We start from the raw sequence: 1,294 nt of genomic DNA, 5'->3' as shown, positions 1-1,294 counted from the left end.
GTAGGCCTCCAATTTCAGGATAGCGGTCAAATACGACAGGTTTCACGCCATTGCGCACTAGGATATCAGCGGCTGCCAAGCCTGCAGGGCCTGCACCAATGATGGCAACACTGAACTTTGCCAGTGCTGTAACTAGCTAACGAAATAGTAGATCGGTGTCAAATGTTTCATAGCATTGCATATCGTGTAGAATGCGCTCATCGTTTTAGTTGAGACTTAATATGAAGCATTTTGATTCAAATGAACTACTTATCGGCTCTATAGTTTTATTAGTTGGTATTCTGATTGGCAGTTTCTGGTTAGGTAATACCTCCGAGTGGGCAACCCCTCTTGGTTCTTTAGGAACAGCTGGTACGCTAATTTTCTTGATTTTTCAAAATATAGAACTTCGTAAACGCCAAGATGCCGAGCAAAATCAACAAGATGAAATATGGAAAGAACAAAAAGAAATGCTTCATTTCCAGAAATACCAAGAGCACAAAAAAGCGTTCTTAGAGCACATCGATTATCTAGAGAGTTTGTACACTCATAAATTACACTTCAAACACAAAAGTTCTCTATACAGTAAAGTCTTTCCTTTGAACAGTTTTGAGAACTGTCAATCATCTATTGACGAATTGGAAAGTAGTAGTGCTCTTAAAAATTTGCTCGAACTTTCTGGGAAAATTGACGATAATCTATACTCTCAAAATATTTGTTATCAAAGTCTATTTAATAATATCCTAGATATATCCAACATACTTGGATTAGATATCGTTAACGATAAATTAGGCACAATTGAAATTTCGGATAAAGTGGAACTGGATTTTTTTGATCCTACTGTGACTATAGATATGATTAAGCACATCATTGTACAAATCATAGACTTCGCACGACTTACCCGATGCGAACTTCCCCAAAAGAGATACAAAAACATCCGCTCCAATTGGATTAAAGTTCAACTCCAACTCCTAGAACCTTGTCTTGAAGCAAAACTTACGACTTTCACTTTACGTGACATTGATAATTCGAATGAACAGATATTTATTCTAGCCTTAGCTTGGAGTTATCTTGACAACATCGACGAACAATCCGATAAACAATTAGCTTTAAACGTTAAATTATTCAGCTTGTTTTTCGACAGAGGATGCTATAGCGAACTAACATTGAATGAACACAATTTGAATAGCCTGTTAAACGAAATATGGTGCACATTTGAGCAACTTTCGGAAGAAACGACTGACACGAAAACGAAAGAATGGTATTTCATACTATCCAAAGCAGCAAGGTTTAACGTGTTAGGTAAAATGCTTCC

2 pseudogenes are annotated in these 1,294 nt (G+C 36.9%); one reads left to right on the top strand and one right to left on the bottom strand.

The features are described from left to right. A pseudogene (locus tag KIV40_RS30210) lies at nt 1-109 on the bottom strand (NAD(P)-binding protein); the annotation flags it as partial. 112 nt (nt 110-221) lie between these two features. On the opposite strand from KIV40_RS30210, the pseudogene KIV40_RS30205 reads away from it, so the two are divergent. After that, nucleotides 222-1,294, top strand: a pseudogene (locus KIV40_RS30205) (hypothetical protein); the annotation flags it as partial.

This window comes from Vibrio sp. D173a (assembly GCF_030248475.1).
This window is presented reverse-complemented; position numbering and strand designations above follow the sequence as displayed.